Raw genomic sequence first — 17,036 nt, 5'->3', positions numbered from 1 at the left:
AGAAATAATGCGTACCGAAAATTTAATCATAAATGGTTACGGTTCATCGAATGGTGGCGAGTTTCATAAAGTACAATTAAACGGAAAAGGGACTGTTAACGGAAATGTTGAATGTGATGAATTTGAATGTAACGGTTCTGGAAGTGTAAACGGAGATTTGAAAAGTGATCGTACAAGAATAAGTGGATCGGGTAAAGTAGATGGCACAGTAAATACAGATAGTATGCGAATTGATGGGAAAGCAACAATAACGCAAGATGTAAAGGCGAATACTTTAAAAATCGCGGGTAAAGGGACGATAGGTGGTAATGTAACTGGTGAAGAATTTAAGGTCAGTGGCCAAGCGACGATTGATGGTAATTGCGAGGTTGATGTTTTTTCTTCAGAGGGACAGTTTACGGTAGGTGGTTTATTAAGCGCAGATGAAATTAATATTAATATTCATGGTACATGTAGAGCGAAAGAAATTGGCGGTCAAACAATTAAAGTAAGACATAAATTGAGTGCTTTTAGTAGATTAGTTAAAACGGTATTTGGTTTGCAGTTGGAAGCTGAACTGCTAGAAGGTGATAATATCGATATTGATTATGCTCACATTAAAACGGTAAGAGGAAACAATATTACAGTAGGACCGAACTGTGAGATTGAACTGATTGAATATACCGGTGTTCTTAACGTTGATAAAAACGCAAGTGTGAAAGAAATCAAGCAGGTGTAAAGGAAGGGAGCAATCGATATGGAAAATCAACATAGTCTTACTGTTAATGGATCAGGTAGCTCGGCAGGTGGAGATTATAATAAAGTGAAGATTCGCGGCGACGGAACAATCTCTAATCATATGAGTTGTAATGATTTTAAAACGTACGGTACGAGTGAAGTACGTGGCAATATGAAAGCAAAGAATTATGTCGTGTATGGAGATAGTGAAGTGCTAGGGAATATGAAGGCGGAATATGTAAAAGTATATGGTAATGCCCAAGTACAAGGCGACGGACAAATTAATAAAATAAAAGTTAGGGGTATGATAGAATTTAAAGGGAAGCTATCTGGTGATTTTGTAGATGTGACAGGCGCTTTAAATGTGACGGGAGATATAGAAGTAGAGGAATTATTACTAACTGGCGGTCTTGAAAGTGATGGTTTACTTAATGCTGAAAATATTGAAATCTCACTTCGTTATGAAGGAAGTAAAGTAAAAGAAATCGGCGGGAAAAAGATTACAGTACGTAAAAAAGCGAGATTTATTCCTTTTACAAGTCATGCAGGAAGCCTTCAAACATCAATTATTGAAGGGGATGATATTTATTTAGAACATACAATAGCAGACGTAGTAAGAGGGAATCGTGTTATAATTGGCCCTGGCTGTGAAATTAGTATTGTAGAATATCATACTAGTTTTAACCAAAAAGGAAATGCAGTCGTAAAAGAACATAAACAAATATAAGTAGTATGAGGGAGAGCAAGAGATATGGTTGAGAAGAATAATAAACTCGGCTTCGTTGTTGCCGGTTTATTGCTAGGTATCTTAATGGCATCAATGGATAATACCATTGTCGTAACAGCAATGGGAACTATAGTTGGTGACTTAGGAGGTCTTGAAAACTTTGTATGGGTTGTTTCTGCCTATATGGTTGCAGAAATGGCAGGTATGCCGATTTTCGGTAAGCTATCAGATATGTATGGTAGAAAGAGATTCTTTATTTTCGGTTTAATCGTCTTTATGATTGGTTCGGCACTTTGTGGTACTGCTGAAAATATTACACAGTTAGGTATTTATCGTGCCATTCAAGGTATTGGCGGCGGGGCACTAGTGCCGATCGCATTTACTATCGTTTTTGATATTTTTCCTCCAGAAAAGCGCGGGAAAATGGGTGGTTTATTCGGAGCAGTATTTGGTTTATCAAGTATTTTCGGACCATTACTTGGCGCATATATTACGGATTACATTAGTTGGCACTGGGTGTTTTATATTAACTTACCACTTGGCATTTTAGCACTTATTTTTATTACATTATTTTATAAAGAGTCACGAGTTCATAGAGAACAAAAGATTGATTGGTTTGGCGCAATTACTTTAGTTGGTGCAGTAGTTTGTTTAATGTTCGCCTTAGAATTAGGTGGACAAAAGTACGATTGGGATTCTAGCTTTATTTTAAGTTTATTTGCTGGATTCGCTATTTTAGTAATTGCTTTTATTGTTATTGAACGAAAAGTAGAAGAACCAATCATTTCATTTGAGATGTTTAAACAACGTCTGTTTGGAATGAGTACAATTATTGCTTTATGTTACGGAGCGGCATTTATGTCAGCAACTGTGTACATTCCGTTATTTATTCAAGGTGTATATGGTGGTACGGCAACAAACTCAGGATTATTGTTATTACCAATGATGTTAGGATCAGTAGTTACAGCGCAGTTAGGTGGATTTTTAACATCGAAACTTAGCTACCGAAACATTATGATTATTTCTGCTGTTATTATGCTAATCGGATTATTCTTATTAAGCACGTTAACACCAGAAACAAGTCGTATATTATTAACAATTTATATGATTATAATCGGTTTTGGAGTTGGTTTCTCATTCTCTGTACTAAGTATGGCTGCTATTCATAACTTCGGTATGGAGCAACGCGGGTCTGCGACTTCAACGAGTAACTTCATTCGTTCATTAGGTATGACACTTGGTATTACAATCTTCGGAATGATTCAAAGAACTGGTTTCCAGGATCAATTAGAAGAAGCGTTTAAAGGTATGAGCGGGGGAATGAATACAAACGCTTTAGGAGATTCAAGAGCTATTCTATCAGAATCGGCAAGATCTCAAATTCCGCCGCAAATATTAGATAAAATTATTGAAGCTCTCTCTAGTTCAATCGTTCAGACATTTATGTGGGCGTTAGTCCCAGCAAGTTTAGCGTTCGTATTCGTTTTCTTTATGGGAAATGAGCGCATGGTATATAAGAAAGAACAAAACAAGGTGAAAAGTGAAACATCAAAAGCGTAAAGAAAAAGCTCCTTTCAATTTTGAAAGGAGCTTTTTCTTATGTACGGAGTCGAATTAGCCTTCGATAATTTCGTATTCTTCGTCTGCTAATAATAAAATGTGTGTTTTCTTACCTTTGTTTTGAACTTCGATTACATCATATGTACCTAAGTCTCTTAGCTTGCTTTGAGAAGCGTTAACCATAACTTCCATCGAATCAATTAAGATATCTTCTTCAATGTATGATTCAGGCAATGCCATATCTTCAGTATCTAATACACATGTATATAGATTTTGTAAGTTTTCAGCAGTTGGGTTTTGTTCCTCAACATCAATAATGTTTTTTACTGCTTCCATATTTTCTTCTTTTACTTGATATACTTTAATTTTAGTCATTGTTTTAATCTCCTTTATAACGTAATCTTAGAGGCTGCAATTCATCCCGCAATAACGAGCAGTAGACTCCCACCTCAAGATGAAGAAGCAAATGATGAGGACGGCGGGAGATAACTGCCCGTAAGAGCCCGATTGGTGAGGGCTAACCATTAGTAGGAGATAAAGCTCCCTGCTAATAGAAGTTTCACTTTATTATAACGCTTTTTTATTGAAAGATGAAATTGTTATATGCATTTATAGTGAAAAATATATTTTATTACTTATTTGAGGAACGATTAGTTTCTTAATTTGACAGGCATATGTCGGTATACTTATCTAGACTAATATTAGAGTTATATTGTCCAAGCTTTTCTTACATGCCTTTCATATTATATTTATTAGGTAAAACATATAGGAAAGGAATGGAGAATCAGTGGATTGTGAGCCGAAACGTGATTGTCAATGTTGTCAAAATAGTATATGTGAATTTTTGAAAAGTTTAGATCCTTATTCTAGGGTGGAGAGTATCGTAATAGACGGAAACGAAATAGTTGTATCCTATTTTATTTCATTTAATGAGATAAAAGGTATAGTGTCGTTTGCACAAGAAGACAGTGAGGTAATATTTGTAGATTGTTCAAGGATTGATGCGATTCGAATAGGAAAAGTTTGTAGTTGTAAAACGAAAGTTAAATTTATTGAAGAGGATTTTAGTCTACTTGGAAATGTTTGTCCACAATGTTTAACAGAGGGAAGCACACTCTTTTTCGATTTTCATAATCCAGAATTGAATTTATCTTTACAAGCTAAAACAATTGATGCACCTAGTTGTATTGAATTTACAGATGAACTTGGCAATTTAGTAAAGCAAATTACTATAGTAGGTGAAGCGATTGTTTCTAAAGATTACGTTCAGGTACCTGAACTGTTAGATTTTCGATTAATCTTATCGGATACAGCTGGGAATCCTTTGAAATTCGGATTACTATTTATTAATTTCCCTGATATTACGTTTATCATTCTTTTCGCATCAAGTGGATACCTCAACATTTCAAACTGTTTAAAAATAGAGAGTGGAACTGGCAATGCCGAAATAGAAGAGATGAAAAAAATGATAATCAATGACAATAGTAACATGTACAAGTCAATTATTAAGGTAACTAAAATATATAAAAATGGTGAGACGGAATCTTACACTTCTAAGAAGGAGTTATAACGTATCTATTTCAAGTGACCCTCATACACTACACTATGCTATGTATGAGGGTTGTTACATAAAAATATATTAATCGATTACATGCATGGTGGAGCTCTTCGTTTTAATTCTATATTTTTTTACTGAAACTGAGTAATGCTTGCATAAAGTAGGAATATTACTTTTAAAGTAATGAGTAGATAAGTATGTAGCATTTTTTGATAGGGCAATCATTTCAATAGAATTAGATGTTATAATAAGCTTGTATTTGCGTATGATTTATAATTTTTTGATATTTAACAATTGAGTTTAATAGACTTTTACTTACATGATGAATAAACGCATGTGTATAGAAAACTTGTACAAGTTTACTTATGAAAATTTTGAGTTAATTTGATTTTAAGGAAAGCAGGAATGTAAATGATATATGAAGCAAATATACATGCAAGAAAAAAATTAGTTTCTATGTTTGAGGATTTTAACAATGTTGTTCTTCTTTCTTATTTACAAGGACATATGGGTAACGCGTGGGTGAACGATCTTGAAAATCCGAAAGTAGCACAAATTACCGTAGGGATTTTTACATTTTACGCTGGAGACTCAAATGCGAAAGAAATAGAAGAGTTATTACGTAACATTCCTGAAAGAATTTTAGTAATCGTTAATAGTGATGAGTGGAAAAAGCGTTTAGAAACATTCCATGAAAGAAAAATAGATAAGTTTTTACGATATAAATTTAAAAGAAATCCAGAAGTGTTTAATCGCTCAAAATTACAATCTTTTATAACTGCACTTCCAAAAGGGTATGAATTAAGAAAAATAGATGAGCATATTGCGAATAATCCAACATTACACAACGTTTCTGAAGATTTTACAAGCCAATTTCGATCGATTGATGATTATGTAAATCGAGGTATAGGTTATTGTATTTTGTATAATGGAGAAGTCGTATGTGGTGCATCATCCTATAGTATTTATGATAATGGTATTGAAATTGAAGTTGCTACTAATCTTGATCATAGAAGAAAGGGATTGGCAACTGTAGTTTGTGCGGCCTTAATATTGAATTGTTTAGAAAAGGGGAAGTATCCAAACTGGGACGCAGCGAATAGTACTTCTGCTAAACTAGCAGAAAAGCTAGGATATGTTTTTGATAAGGCGTATGATACTTATTTTGTAAATAATAGATGAATTAAAGAGAACGCTTACAAAGCGTACAACGTCTTACGGCTAACTGTAGCAATTGAATCAGAGAAAGAAGAAGTAGCAATTGAATTAGAGAAAGAAGAAGTAGCAATTGAATTAGAGAAAGAAAATGTAGTAATCGAATCAGAGAAAGAAGAAGTAGCAATTGAATTAGAGAAAGAAGATATAGCAAATGAATCAAAGAAAGAAAGTATAGATTCAGGATCAAAAGTAGAGACTTCAGTGCGTTCAATAGTAGTGAAAACTCCATTTTCTATTATTTCGGATGTGACTAGTTTTATAAAATTTCCTAATATTAATGTAAAAAAACAAGAAGCATTTGTATTTCGTAATGAAAAAGATGCTAGGGGTCGTGAACTGGATGCTAAGTTATTAACTACAGTGCAACACTATCATGGAGAAGTTAATTGTAATTTAGTTTCTTCAAGCCTTCATGAAAAGAGAGTGCTTTTAGAATTTTCTAATCAAAAAGTAAAAGGGAATATGGAAGAGAATTGGGTAGGCACATCTTCGTGGATTCCTATCCACGGTATAATATTAGAGAAGGAAGATGAAGCAGACGTAAATAATTATATAACTGGGAAACTATCAATAGAAATAGGGAGATATAAAGGTGAAATTAGTTTACAAGAAAAGGTGGTATTCAAAGAAAAAGTTTTAGGAATAAAAGAGGTATCACAGGAAATTATTTTGACAAAAAAATAATTCTTATTGCCAAAAGTAATAAAGAAAGGACATAATCCATCTATAATTGAAAAAGGGAGTTTACTTGTGGAAGGCTATATATTTCAATGTATTGAATTTATATCAGAACAACGTACATCTCATGATAAGCTTTATCAGTTGATACAAAATATTGTATTGGAATTGACTATCCAATTATTGCAAGAACAGGAAGTTCGTGTGCGGATTACATAAATAATCATATCTCCATCAATCAGCTAAAATCTTTTTTAGGAGTATGTAATAGAGAAACTTAAAAATAGTGCTAGCAAGTTTGCAAACGAGCTAGCTAATAAGGGGTGGGAAAAGATGTGAACTATAACTGATAGGTAGGTTAAAAATACTAGTTATTAAGATAGATGAAACGGATAAATCTTTGCTAAAACATGAGGTGTAATACAATGTGTATCCCCTCTAATTATAGAAAATTCACAACTTAAATAGTAATACATGGTTATCATAAGTTTTTAAACACCAATTATATTTTTTTAGAATAATTGGATGGACAACCTCTTGCGTAGTATCGACTTCAGTAAAACCGTATTTTTTATAAAAGTTTTTAATTCCTTGAAAGGAAGACAATATACATTTTGGATGTGTATTTCTTTCGCTGTTTGTACTAAGAATGAAACGAGCTCTCCTGCTAATTGTAATCCCCTAAAGTTAGGTAGTATGAAAATACCACCCAATTTGATTGTATTTTCATCTATTTGGACTAAACGTCCTATACCTGCATACTCATCGTTGTATGTAATAAGCGCAACTTTGTCCCGCTTTAAATCACTCGGTACAAATCCTATTGATTCATATTGATTATTAATCCACTCTAAATCATTAGATGTAGCTAGTCGAATACTCATATTTATTCTCCTTTACAAAAGTTCTAATATTCTCATTATATACAGCGCAACAACTAGCGAAAAGAGGATAAATCGAAATCATTTTTCTTAACAGTTCAAATTTTAAAGAAGAGTGCATACAATATAAAGTACTTTCACTTTCTTCATTCTTGTTTTACGTATATAATTTAAAAGTAATATTTTTTATTTTATTTTCTTATATATTTATAACAGAATAGAGGTTTAAAAATGGGCGTTAAAATCATTACGGATAGTGCGGCGGATTTACCGGTAGAATTGCTGCAAGCATATGATATAGATTTAATTCCACTCCGTGTATATGATGAAGCAGAAACAGAGTATTTAGATGGGGTTACATTAAAATCAGTTACATTACTGCAAAAAATGAGAGAAGGCGCCGTTTATAAAACGTCATTGCCTTCACTTGAAACATTCCAAGAAAAATTTGTTTCCTATGCAAAGGAAGGTAACCCTTGTATATATTTAGCCTTTTCATCTGAATTGTCTGGTACATATCAATCGTCAGTTCTCATTAAAGAAGAAGTGAAAGAAACATACACTGATTTAGATTTAGAAATTATTGATACAAAATGTGCCTCACTCGGTCAAGGTATTGTCGTATTAGAAGCTGCCAAAATGGCAAAAGAGGGCGCGTCAAAAGAAGAAATCTTAAACCGTGTCGCTTTTCTAATGGAGCATATGGAGCATATCTTCACTGTAGCTGATTTACAATACCTTGTTAGAGGTGGACGTTTAAGTAAAGTAGCTGGTTTCATCGGCGGCTTACTAAACATTAAGCCAATTTTAAATGTGGATGAAGGAAAACTTGTACCACTTGAAAAGGTAAGAGGGAAAAAGAAAGTATTAAGCCGAATTGTTGATATTATGGAAGAGCGCGGGAAAGACCTTAAAGGTCAAACAATCGGTATGACTCACGGTGATGATTTAGAAACTGCCGAAGCATTAAAAGCATTAATTACTGAAAGATTCGGCTGTGAAGTATTTATCGTAAATACAATTGGAGCGGCAATCGGAGCGCATACAGGACCAGGTGCGTTAACGTTGTTCTTCTTAAATGAAGTAGAGTAAAGGATTGATCTTTTGATCAATCCTTTTTTAATTCTAATATAATTGTTTTTTGTGAATGAAAAACATGTAATTTTTTACTAGTTAGTAGCTTTCTTTTTAGTAGGTAAGAAGGTAGATAGGAAACCAGTGAAGGCTAACATGAAACCAAATGTTTCAGTATCATCAACTACTAAACCATTGTTCCACTGATAAAGGAAGGATGCTAGTATTAAAAGAGTAGCGGCGCCTCCAACATATCTTACTATTTTTCGTGTTGAATCGTTTTTAGGTTTTACAATCATATTTATCGCCCTTTCATATTTAATAAATAATTCGATGAACTAACTTATAGGATGTGATATTTGGAATTCATCTATTAAGCCTATTTAAATCAAGAAAGATAGTTAACATTTGATGAATCTTTTTTAAATTCTAAAATAAATGTTTTATGCGAATGAAAAATATGTAATTATTTATTAACTTTCTCTTTAAAAGGTAAGAAGGTAGATAGAAAAGTAGTGATGGCTAGTGCGAAGCTGACTCTTTCAGTATGATCAATTACTAAGTCATTTTTCCACTGATAAAGGAAAGATGCTAGTATTAAAAGTAAAACGGCGCCTCCAACATACCTTACTATTTTTCGTGCTGATTCGTTTTTTAGTCTTACAATCATGTTTATCAACCTTTCTTGTTTAATAAATTATTCGATAAACTATATAGGATATGATATTTATAATTCGTTTATTAAGCTCATTTAATTTATTTTTGATTTACAATAGATGCCTTCTATGTACTAGGCAAGTGTAACCAACAATACTATCTAAATTAAGATTGCTAGTTTACATTTGATTCAATCCTTTTTATTAAGTTTATCGTAATTCAAGTATATGGCGCTGCCTTTGTTAATAACAAGTAGTAAAATTGTATGAAAAATATAGCCGGAAAACCGATTTTTTACCATTTAATTTAACAAGCAGTATAGAAATAATCAAAGTATGAATGTACAATTTAAATAGTTGATACATTTTTTTACATATGCGAGAATGTCCATATTATTTAGTATGAAAAATCTGTAGATACATAATGACTTAATTAGTAAAAAGTATGAAGTGGTTAAACAGGGAGAGTAGAGAGATGGAAATTGGGGAACGTATTCGGCAAGTTCGTATGCATAAAGGATTAACACAGGGAGAGCTCGTATCAGGAATATGTTCAATAACATATTTAAGTAGAATAGAAAGCGGAAAAATAAAACCGTCATCTTCTTTTATAAAAAAAGTTTCTAAGAAGTTAGATGTTGATAGCGATTATCTTATAGATGGCAATTACGAGGAGATAAAGCTTACTATTCTTGAAATATGTAATAAATATAAAAAAGATAAAAGTATAAATGAAGCTGAATTATCTTTGTTAGAATTATACGTTCGTGAAGTGGATTCAATCCCTTTATTACTAAAGGTATATGGTGTACTTATATACTATCATGCCCGACAAAAAAAATTATTATATGTGAAGTCGCTTGTAGATCAAGCTTTGGAAATGATTCCCAGTCAGGTGAAAATGCAATATACTGAGGATTATATATTATTTAAAAGCTCGAGGTTTTTATTATTTTTATAAACAAGACTACATTGCTGCACATGATATTTATGTGCAGGCTGAGAGCTTACTTGGTGTAGAAGAAACTGAACAACATGCTCATATATACTATAATTTATGTCATGTATATAGGGAGCTTTATAAAGATAAAAGTATTAGTCGTTTGTATGCCTTAAAAGCTTACAACATATACAGAAAAAATGGTATGGAGAAAAACGTAATAAATACACTTTTAATGCTTGCAGTACTGTATATTATGGATGAGTTATATGAAAAGGCACTTGAAATCTTACAGCAAGTAGAGAATAGTGTGGATACTACTGTAGATTCAATGTATTTACCTATAATTTCTTATGATTATGGAAAAATTTATCAAGGTTTGAAAGACTATACGAATGCCATTAAATACTACGAAGAAACTTTGGAATTGAGTGAATTTTTATCGGAGAAACATCAAAAGGTATACACATTACGAAACATGATAGAGGTGTACATAGAACTTAAGGATTGGAAAAATGTTAATAAAGTTATGAATGAAGCATTTCATTTTTTATCGATTTATGATGTACCAATTGCATATGTGCAACTATATGGTTTGAAAGCTAAAATATTCAAAATACGTGGAGATTATTATGAATATGAGAAAAATATGCAAAAAGCAATTGAAGTGGGAGTAGAAAAAAAGCAACATCGCTTAGTTGCTGAATTATCCTTTGAATTAGGTAACTTTTATAATGAGAATCGCTCTTATAAATTATCTGCGAAGTATTTTAAAATATCAGCTGAAAATAAAATGGATTAACAGCAAAGTTTAGTCGAAAGCTTTCATGAATTTTAAAATTAAAGAGGTTATTCAAAAAGTAAAATATTTTATACTTTTTGGATACCCTCTTTTTATTTCTATTCCACAATAACTGGTCGATATGGTATCGGTGATGATAAAATCATCGAAGTTTTTACTGTACCAAAAGGTATAACGATATCAATTATTTCCTCTAATTCTTTCATTGAGTGAACCGCTACTTTTAAGTAATAGCTACTTTCACCTGTTACTCGGTGACATTCGAGTATCCTATGTTCCTTGTATATTTTCTCCTCAAACTTTTTGCATGGAATCTTTAAATTCTCGATTCTTAAAAATGCTTGAATTGATTTTCCAACTGCATCGAGTGATATTCGTGCTGTATACTTTTCAATTATTCCTACATCTTGTAACCTTTTTAGTCTTTCTGTAACACTAGGGCGGCTGAGGTGTAGATGCTCAGTCATTTCTGTAATTGTCATTCTGGCATCTTCTTGTAATAATAGGGTTATTTTCTTATCGATTTCATCCATAAATTATGCTCCTTTGCAAAATTGGAAGTAAATTTCTGAAATAAATACAAAATATAAAATCTCATGTTAAATTACATACACTTTTGAATGTCGAATAGACTGATAACTTTCTATAATTAAAATATAAATGGAGGTGCATGTAATGTCTAATCATTTTAATGAAACGATTTCTATTAAAAAGGGAACAGCTTTATACGTCGGAGCGGTTTTAGGATCAGGAATTCTTATATTACCTGGTATGACAGCAAGTGTAGCAGAAGGGAATGCGATTATTTCTTGGTTAATTATGATTTTACTAAGTGTTCCACTTGCATTTACGTTCGCTTTTTTATCGATTGAATATCCGAGTGCAGGTGGAATCGCGACTTTTTCAGAAAAGGCTTTCGGTAAAAATGTAGGAGCAATGATAGGTTGGTGTTTTTTTATTGCGGGTAGCGTTGGGCAAATTGTTGTATCAATGACTGTTGGAATGTATATAGTGAAAGTATTTGCTTTACCATCATATTACACTTACATTATTGCACTAATTATATTGATTATTTCTATTGCTTTCAATTTATGTGGATTAAAAATGAGCGGATTGTTTCAAGTATGTATTGGTGTATTAACTTTTTTGATTTTATTCGTAACAATTATAAGTTCACTACCTTATATTGATATGAGAAATATTAATATACATATTTCATTAAACAACATACAGCCAATTTTAGAGGCGTCTTTGTTAATATTTTGGTCGTTCTTCGGTTGGGAAGCTATTGCAAGTTTAGCTCCAGAATTTAAAACGCCCTAGAAAAAGAAATATTATTTTGTCTACGGGATTTGCGATTATTATTATTGGAGTTTTATATATTGGTATTGCATTATCAGTAATCGGAACGAAATCGTATCATATTAATGCTGATAATACTACAGCTCTAGTGCTTGTAATCAAGCAAACATTAGGTGACCAATTTGCATGGTTAATTGGATTTGTAGCTTTTATTATTTGTTTAGGGACAACAAATGCATTTATCGCAAGTATGGGGCGTTTAGGCTATTCACTAGGAAAGGAAGAAGTTGCACCTCGTTATTTAGCATGTATTAATGAAAAAAGAGCAGCGCCAACAAATGCAGTAAAAGTTGTAGGTTTTATTGCGATAATAGGTTTGTTAATAAGTTTCGTTTTTCATATTAGTATAGATAGAATCGTATTAATACCGAATTCGTTAGGGATTGTTACATATATAGTCGGTACTGCGGCCGGAATTAAGTTAATAAAGAATAGGTTAGGTAAAATTTTTTCTATAATAGCTTTTACATGTTGTGTAGCGGTTTATCCCTTTATTGGAGGAGTCATACTTATTCCAATACTTGTAGCTTTAGCGTCTTTATGCTATTTACATTTCATAAAAGGTAGACTTGTAAATGGGAGGGAGCAGAATAAGGAATGTTAAAATGCATTCGTTTAAGTTTCAATATTTAGATATATCTAAATATTGGAGATTCATATATAATTATGGAGGGATTAAATTGTTGTAACTATTTGTAAAAATAGGAGGCTATTAAAAATGAATAAGCTTATACATGCTCCAACTAACTGGGATTTATGCAGGCAATATTCCAATGAACAGGCCCCTATGTTTTCTATAGAACAGCTAAAAGTAGAATATAAAGCAACAAAAGACTCAGTAATCCTTTCACAACTTATACAGGCTATCGAAAACTGACGAACAATAATACGCTAGTCCCAAGCATTACATGGTATTAATTGGTCGGAACTAGATCATAGGAAAGGCAGGGATAGGTATGATATTATGGTTTCGAAATTTGCCACAGTCAATTGTGGATTTGTCGGAATGGAAACCTTTCATTCAAAATACTTGGTTTCGAAAGCATTATATGAAGTTTGTTTACCTATTAACGGTTACTTTTTTTCTAGTACCAAATTGGTTTGGGGTAAGTTTTAATCATATGACAAAATTCCCCCTTATTTTAATCATTTTTTTTGTTTTTTTAATACACGAAGCTCTTCATATTCTTGTAATAAACAATAAAGGTGATATTAGCTTAACGTTCAGAGGACTATATTTTTGGCTCAATACAAATGCAATTCTTTCTAAGAAGAGATTTTGGCTCTTTATGAGCTTACCTTTTATCGTATTATCGGTAATCCCAGCTATTATTTCGTTCTTTGTATCTGGTGATATCAAATCACTCATTTTACTTATTAGTTGGATAAATTTGATAATCTCCGCCTCCGATATTGTTAATTCATTTTTAATCCTAATTAAACCAAATAAATCTGTATTTTGCAGAGGCTACTGCCGAGTAAAATCATAATCCAGCAGATTAACAAGTTCGACCTCACCAATTAATGGCAGGATTGTTCAGGCCATTCAAATGTTGTGGTATATGGAGAGTGCTTGGTGGATTCATACCAATATGGATCAACATAGTATACCACCGATGCGTTTTGCAGAAGAAATGATTTGGTTAGCTGAAAATTATGGGGAACTACATAATATGCTAGCATACTTATGAATAAAAAAAGGGGACTACATACATGAACAGAATCGGTATTATCGGAGCAATGCAAATTGAAATAGACTTACTTTTAGAAAAACTACATATAAAAGAGGACCATACAATTGCGGGAATGCCTTTTTATAAAGGAAACTACATGGATACAGAAATTATTATTACGCGATGTGGTGTAGGAAAAGTAAATGCTGCCGCATGTACACAAATATTAATTAATAAGTTTGATGTAGACACTATCATTAATACTGGAGTTGCGGGTGGATTGCATCCTGATGTGAAAGTTGGCGATTTAGTTATTTCTACAAATGTTACTCATCATGATGTTAATAAAAATCAAATGAAGAATCTATTTCCGTTTCAAGAAGAGTTTCATGCAAGCGAGGAATTAAGAGATTTAGCCCGAAAAGCTGTTAATAGTAGTAGTTTAAATATTACTGTTCATGAAGGAAGAATCGTCAGCGGAGAATGCTTCGTCGAGGATTCAAAATTAAAGGAGCAATTAGTCACTGAATATGCACCACATTGTACTGAAATGGAAGGGGCAGCAATTGGGCATGTCGCTCATATAAATGACATACCATTTCTCGTTATAAGAAGTATTTCTGATAGTGCAGATGATGAGGCACAAGTTTCATATGATGATTTCGCGAAAACTGCAGCGAATTATTGTTCAGAAATTATTGTTGAGATACTTAAAAATATTTCGAGTAAAAATGTATTGTAGTTCATAATTAAAGAATGGGAGAGAATATCATGTTACAAGCACTAATTTTCGATATGGATGGAACTTTATTTCAAACAGACAAAATTTTAGAGTTATCACTAGATGATACATTTGATCATTTACGGTCACTACAATTATGGGATGCAGTAACACCAATTGATAAATACCGTGAAATTATGGGTGTACCTTTACCGAAAGTTTGGGAAGCACTGTTACCAGATCATTCAAATGAAGTAAGAAAACAAACAGATGCTTATTTTTTAGAGAGATTAATTGAAAACATAAAGAGTGGAAAAGGGGCTTTATATCCGAATGTAAAGGAAGTTTTCAATTATTTAAAAGAAAGTGGTTGCTCAATTTACATAGCTAGTAATGGTTTAACAGAATATTTGCAAGCAATCGTATCTTATTATGATTTAGAGCAATGGGTTACTGAAACGTTTAGTATCGAACAAATACAAACGCTTAATAAAGGAGATCTAGTTAAAGGCATTATAGGAAAATATAATATAAAAACTGCAGCAGTAGTTGGAGACCGTCTATCTGATATAAATGCAGCTAAAGATAATGGTCTAATTGCAATTGGATGTAATTTTGATTTTGCACAAGAAGATGAACTTGCTCATGCTGATTTTGTAATAGATGATTTGATGGAGTTGAAAGGAATATTACCCGAATTGAAGAATACTTACATAACGAATTGAATAAGTGAACAGACAAATGAATGCCCAGAATAATATATTCTTGGGCATTTTTATTTTTTCAAAAAGATACATTTAGATAGAGAAAGTAGTTGATTAAACTGGAAAATATACAAATTAAACAAATTGAAGATTTGCTAAAATATGAGATGAATCACCTTGTCGAAGAAAGTAAAGAAGAACGATTTAACTTCTTAATAAAACTAATAAATGAATATGAAAGTAAAAGAAATACATTTAGTAAAACGGGCGAATGTTTATATGGCATTTTTCGAGGTGAAACATTAATTGGAATCGGGGGATTAAATCAAGATCCGTATACGAAAGATAAAAAAATTGGTCGATTAAGAAGGTTTTACATTGCAAGAGATTACCGGCGGAAAGGATTAGGAAGGTTGCTGTTAGGGAGAATCTTAAGCGATGCAAAAACCTATTTTACTATTGTTGTCTTACATACAGATACAGAACAGGGGGATCAATTTTATACTTCGAGTGGATTTGTGAAAGGGACAATGTATGTAGGAACGAGCCATTATCTAAACTTAGATAAAAGGATGTAGTGAATTATTCTTTATCCTTCGATAAGAACATTCGTTCCTATGCGTGTGGATTAATGGTATAATTTATCTAAATCTATTATTAGAATGGGGATTAGATGATGGGAGAAAATAAAATTATTAATGATTTTAAAGATTATTCAATGTGGATAACCACATTGAAAGTTATGAAAGAAGAATTGTGGACAGCGCCAATATCAAAGGGGAAATGGACTATTGGTGAGATTGTATCTCATATTATGAATTGGGATGACTATCTTTTACGTGAGACATTATCATCAGTGAGAGATGGACAGGGAATGGAGTTTCCTGACTTTGATACATATAATAAAATAGCCTCTAATTATGCAAAATCAGGTATCTCTAAGATAAAACTTATTGAAGAAGCACAAGCTAAAAGAGATTTACTTGTTCAAGAGCTTAACCGACTGTCTATTGGAAAGCTAAAGGAACATTTAACTGCCAATGGAGTATCATATTGTCCTCATACTGGAATGCCGTACTCTCTAATATATATTATTAAAGAATTCGTAGATCACGATAACCATCACAAAAGGCAGATTATTAATTTTTTAAATGAAAATCATATTAAAAAATCAACTTGTTAACTGATTAAGAAAAATCCCACGAATGATACTTGTGGGATTTTTCTTTAATTAATTACATCTTAACATTCATTTGTTTCAATAACCCCTTCGGATTCCCTTTTACATAATAAAAATGCGGATTATTCTCATCATCGTAAAGCATAATATAAGGTTTTTCATTAAGTGGAAGAAGGATGAGGACTTCATCAATTGTTGTATGTAACCATTGATTTGTAATAGGAACAGGTTTAGATAAAGGGATTTTTATCATATGGCCATCTTTCGGAACGACATTTAAGTTTTTGAATGGACCGGTAATTGATTTTGCAAATTGAACTGCTTCTTTTTGAATGGTTGCATCTAAAGATTGTTTTTGGACTACCATTTCTTTTTTGCAATCAAATACTTCAATTTGTTTATTTGTATTTGCGAACGCATTTGTTGATAATAAAAAGAAAAACAAAGTAATGACTCCTATTTTTTTGAACATAAAACAACACCTCACACTTACTATACCCTCAAATGTTGTAAATATTTTTCTGTCACATTCATGTAACAAAGAAGTTGTATGATAAAATTGATATTTGTTTATAGGTAACGGAG

The 17,036-nt window shown here is 32.2% G+C and carries 17 protein-coding genes and 5 pseudogenes; 16 read left to right on the top strand and 6 right to left on the bottom strand.

Translation table 11 applies throughout. The features are described from left to right. Positions 1 to 7 precede the first annotated feature (7 nt). Genes CQZ94_RS08240 through CQZ94_RS08230 form a run of 3 tightly spaced genes read left to right on the top strand, consistent with a single transcriptional unit; the run spans position 8 to position 3,004 of the window. The gene (locus CQZ94_RS08240) at positions 8 to 718 is read left to right on the top strand and encodes a polymer-forming cytoskeletal protein (protein WP_105584991.1); all 711 of its coding nucleotides are present in this window, start codon (positions 8 to 10) and stop codon (positions 716 to 718) included. Between the two features lie 18 nt (positions 719 to 736). Beyond that, positions 737 to 1,444: a polymer-forming cytoskeletal protein gene (locus CQZ94_RS08235; protein ID WP_105584990.1), complete on the top strand. Its 708-nt coding sequence runs from the start codon at positions 737 to 739 to the stop codon at positions 1,442 to 1,444. A 24-nt stretch (positions 1,445 to 1,468) separates the two neighbouring features. After that, positions 1,469 to 3,004 (top strand): MDR family MFS transporter, encoded by a 1,536-nt coding sequence (locus CQZ94_RS08230; protein WP_105584989.1) that lies wholly within the window; start codon positions 1,469 to 1,471, stop codon positions 3,002 to 3,004. A gap of 54 nt (positions 3,005 to 3,058) precedes the next feature. Here CQZ94_RS08230 and CQZ94_RS08225 read toward each other — a convergent pair whose 3' ends face one another. Beyond that, positions 3,059 to 3,379, bottom strand: a complete 321-nt coding sequence (locus CQZ94_RS08225) for a hypothetical protein (RefSeq protein WP_105584988.1) — start codon at positions 3,377 to 3,379, stop codon at positions 3,059 to 3,061. A gap of 412 nt (positions 3,380 to 3,791) precedes the next feature. Between CQZ94_RS08225 and CQZ94_RS08220 the strand changes: the two genes are divergently transcribed. From CQZ94_RS08220 to CQZ94_RS08210, 3 genes and pseudogenes are all read left to right on the top strand, one after another. Further along, a complete protein-coding gene (locus CQZ94_RS08220; protein ID WP_105584987.1) occupies positions 3,792 to 4,574 on the top strand; it encodes a BC_2878 family exosporium-associated protein in 783 nt (260 codons plus the stop codon). A 399-nt stretch (positions 4,575 to 4,973) separates the two neighbouring features. After that, a complete protein-coding gene (locus tag CQZ94_RS08215) occupies positions 4,974 to 5,744 on the top strand; it encodes a GNAT family N-acetyltransferase (RefSeq protein ID WP_105584986.1) in 771 nt (256 codons plus the stop codon). Between the two features lie 54 nt (positions 5,745 to 5,798). Continuing rightward, positions 5,799 to 6,677: pseudogene (locus CQZ94_RS08210) on the top strand (BC_2427 family protein); the annotation flags it as partial. A 234-nt stretch (positions 6,678 to 6,911) separates the two neighbouring features. Here the strand turns inward: CQZ94_RS08210 and CQZ94_RS08200 are convergent. Continuing rightward, positions 6,912 to 7,342: pseudogene (locus tag CQZ94_RS08200) on the bottom strand (GNAT family N-acetyltransferase). Between the two features lie 228 nt (positions 7,343 to 7,570). Between CQZ94_RS08200 and CQZ94_RS08195 the strand changes: the two are divergent. After that, positions 7,571 to 8,431 (top strand): DegV family protein, encoded by an 861-nt coding sequence (locus tag CQZ94_RS08195; RefSeq protein ID WP_105584985.1) that lies wholly within the window; start codon positions 7,571 to 7,573, stop codon positions 8,429 to 8,431. Positions 8,432 to 8,508: 77 nt separating this feature from the next. Here the strand turns inward: CQZ94_RS08195 and CQZ94_RS08190 are convergent, their stop codons facing one another. Together CQZ94_RS08190 and CQZ94_RS08185 are read right to left on the bottom strand one after the other, a co-directional pair. Beyond that, the gene (locus CQZ94_RS08190) at positions 8,509 to 8,712 is read right to left on the bottom strand and encodes a hypothetical protein (protein WP_105584984.1); all 204 of its coding nucleotides are present in this window, start codon (positions 8,710 to 8,712) and stop codon (positions 8,509 to 8,511) included. 167 nt (positions 8,713 to 8,879) lie between these two features. Continuing rightward, positions 8,880 to 9,083 carry a hypothetical protein gene (locus tag CQZ94_RS08185; RefSeq protein WP_105584983.1) on the bottom strand — a complete coding sequence of 68 codons (204 nt, stop codon included), beginning with the start codon at positions 9,081 to 9,083 and terminating at the stop codon, positions 8,880 to 8,882. Positions 9,084 to 9,544: 461 nt separating this feature from the next. Between CQZ94_RS08185 and CQZ94_RS08180 the strand changes: the two are divergent. Continuing rightward, positions 9,545 to 10,811, top strand: a pseudogene (locus CQZ94_RS08180) (helix-turn-helix domain-containing protein). A gap of 98 nt (positions 10,812 to 10,909) precedes the next feature. On the opposite strand, the gene CQZ94_RS08175 reads toward CQZ94_RS08180, so the two are convergent. Continuing rightward, positions 10,910 to 11,344 (bottom strand): Lrp/AsnC family transcriptional regulator, encoded by a 435-nt coding sequence (locus tag CQZ94_RS08175; RefSeq protein WP_105584982.1) that lies wholly within the window; start codon positions 11,342 to 11,344, stop codon positions 10,910 to 10,912. A gap of 142 nt (positions 11,345 to 11,486) precedes the next feature. Between CQZ94_RS08175 and CQZ94_RS08170 the strand changes: the two are divergent. The 8 genes and pseudogenes from CQZ94_RS08170 (at position 11,487) to CQZ94_RS08140 (ending at position 16,454) form a co-directional block, all read left to right on the top strand. Further along, a pseudogene (locus CQZ94_RS08170) lies at positions 11,487 to 12,777 on the top strand (APC family permease). A gap of 114 nt (positions 12,778 to 12,891) precedes the next feature. Continuing rightward, positions 12,892 to 13,050, top strand: a complete 159-nt coding sequence (locus CQZ94_RS31150; RefSeq protein WP_181149467.1) for a hypothetical protein — start codon at positions 12,892 to 12,894, stop codon at positions 13,048 to 13,050. Between the two features lie 73 nt (positions 13,051 to 13,123). Continuing rightward, complete coding sequence (locus CQZ94_RS08165; protein ID WP_142395791.1) at positions 13,124 to 13,663, top strand: DUF3267 domain-containing protein; 540 nt, start codon at positions 13,124 to 13,126, stop codon at positions 13,661 to 13,663. Between the two features lie 36 nt (positions 13,664 to 13,699). Then, a pseudogene (locus tag CQZ94_RS08160) lies at positions 13,700 to 13,864 on the top strand (homoserine kinase); the annotation flags it as partial. 22 nt (positions 13,865 to 13,886) lie between these two features. Continuing rightward, positions 13,887 to 14,588, top strand: coding sequence for a 5'-methylthioadenosine/adenosylhomocysteine nucleosidase (locus tag CQZ94_RS08155; protein ID WP_105584980.1), 702 nt, complete (start codon positions 13,887 to 13,889; stop codon positions 14,586 to 14,588). A gap of 29 nt (positions 14,589 to 14,617) precedes the next feature. Continuing rightward, the gene (locus CQZ94_RS08150; protein WP_105584979.1) at positions 14,618 to 15,292 is read left to right on the top strand and encodes an HAD family hydrolase; all 675 of its coding nucleotides are present in this window, start codon (positions 14,618 to 14,620) and stop codon (positions 15,290 to 15,292) included. 146 nt (positions 15,293 to 15,438) lie between these two features. Beyond that, positions 15,439 to 15,849, top strand: a complete 411-nt coding sequence (locus tag CQZ94_RS08145) for a GNAT family N-acetyltransferase (protein ID WP_374954545.1) — start codon at positions 15,439 to 15,441, stop codon at positions 15,847 to 15,849. A 98-nt stretch (positions 15,850 to 15,947) separates the two neighbouring features. After that, positions 15,948 to 16,454: a DinB family protein gene (locus CQZ94_RS08140; protein WP_105584978.1), complete on the top strand. Its 507-nt coding sequence runs from the start codon at positions 15,948 to 15,950 to the stop codon at positions 16,452 to 16,454. Between the two features lie 52 nt (positions 16,455 to 16,506). On the opposite strand, the gene CQZ94_RS08135 is transcribed toward CQZ94_RS08140, so the two are convergent. Further along, a complete protein-coding gene (locus CQZ94_RS08135) occupies positions 16,507 to 16,923 on the bottom strand; it encodes a hypothetical protein (RefSeq protein ID WP_142395780.1) in 417 nt (138 codons plus the stop codon). Positions 16,924 to 17,036: the final 113 nt, after the last annotated feature.

The organism is Bacillus sp. MYb209, from assembly GCF_002975175.1.
Classification (GTDB): domain Bacteria; phylum Bacillota; class Bacilli; order Bacillales; family Bacillaceae_G; genus Bacillus_A.
This window is presented reverse-complemented; position numbering and strand designations above follow the sequence as displayed.